The sequence below is a fragment of the Acidovorax sp. KNOB132 genome (assembly GCF_057541515.1).
Window position 1 is genome coordinate 1 of sequence record NZ_BAAJYT010000519.1, and the last position, 1,321, is coordinate 1,321.

At 67.8% G+C, this 1,321-nt stretch carries 2 protein-coding genes; one reads left to right on the plus strand and one right to left on the minus strand.

What is annotated here, in order from left to right; genetic code table 11:
* Positions 1-655 (minus strand): Bug family tripartite tricarboxylate transporter substrate binding protein (locus AC27IO_RS24290; protein WP_498741221.1); only part of this gene is annotated, 655 nt, incomplete at its 3' end.
* A gap of 111 nt (positions 656-766) precedes the next feature.
* Between AC27IO_RS24290 and AC27IO_RS24295 the strand changes: the two genes are divergently transcribed.
* On the plus strand, positions 767-1,321 hold a 555-nt coding region (locus tag AC27IO_RS24295; RefSeq protein ID WP_498741222.1), incomplete at its 3' end, for a LysR family transcriptional regulator.

Genomic DNA, 1,321 nt, shown 5'->3' on the forward strand with positions numbered 1-1,321 from the left:
CCAGGGCCTTGAGCTTGCCGGATTTGACGTGCGGCAGCGACGAGGCCACCTGGTCGAAATACACCGGCACCTGCCCGCCCACCACGTCGTTGATCGCCGGGCCGGCACCGCGGTAGGGAATGTGCACCATGGAAGTGCCCGTGCTGCTCTTGAACAGCTCGCCCCACATGTGGCCGATGGTGCCGTTGCCCGGCGTGGCGTAGGACACCTTGCCGGGGTTGGCCTTGAGGTACTTCACCAGCTCGGCGAAATCCTTGACCGGCAGGACCTTGGGGTTGACCACGATCACCCCGGGGGCCTTGACGATCTCGGTCACGCCGGCGAAGTCCTTGACGGGGTCGTAGGGCAGCTTGGAGAACACGGCCGGGTTCACGCCGTGGGTGGACAGCGTGGCCACGCCCAGCGTGAGCCCGTCGCCCGCGGCGCGCCCCACCTCGGCCATGCCGATGGAGCCGCCGGCGCCGGCGCGGTTCTCGATCACCACGGGCTGGCCCAGCAGGCGCTGCAGCGGCTCCTGCAGGGCGCGGCCGGCGATGTCGGTGGCGCCGCCGGGAGGGAACGGCACGATGATGCGCAGGGGCTTGTCTTGCGCGAAAGACATTCCAGGAAGGACAGTTGCGGCAGCCACAGCTGCGATCCATTGACGGCGTTGCATGGAGATTTTCCTCGGGAGATGGACAGAGATTACCGAACTCGGTGCCCATTGAAAAGCAATTGATGTGCCTGTTAATATTCCATTTGAGAATGTTTTAAGAACCTGAACGCCATGTCCTTGCGCCGCCTCAATCCCCCGCTGCACCTGCTGCGGGCCTTTTGCACGGTAGCGCGTTTCGGCGGTGTCTCCCGCGCAGCCGAGGCCCTGCACCTGACGCAGAGCGCGGTCAGCAAGCAGGTGCAGGAACTGGAGCGCTGGGTGGGCATCGCCCTGTTCGAGCGCAGCCGCAAGCGCCTGACCCTCACCCCCGCCGGCGAACGCTACGAAAAGGCGGTGCGCTCGCTGCTTGCCCGGCTGGAGGCGGCCACGCTGGAGCTCATCACCAGCAGCGACGGCGGCGGCGCACTGCACCTGTCCGCCCTGCCCACCTTCGCCGCCAAGTGGCTGATCCCGCGGCTGCCGCAGTTCCAGCAGCAGCACCCGCAGATCACGCTGCATTTCGTGCCCTTCGTGCACGGCTACGACTTCGCCAACCCCGACCTGGACTGCTCCATCCTCTTCGGCGACGGCCACTGGCCCGGCGCCCGCGCGCACTACCTGGCCGGCAACGACGTCGCGCTGATCGCACCGCCCGCCGGCGCGGGCGGAGCCGCGCCCCTGCGGGCC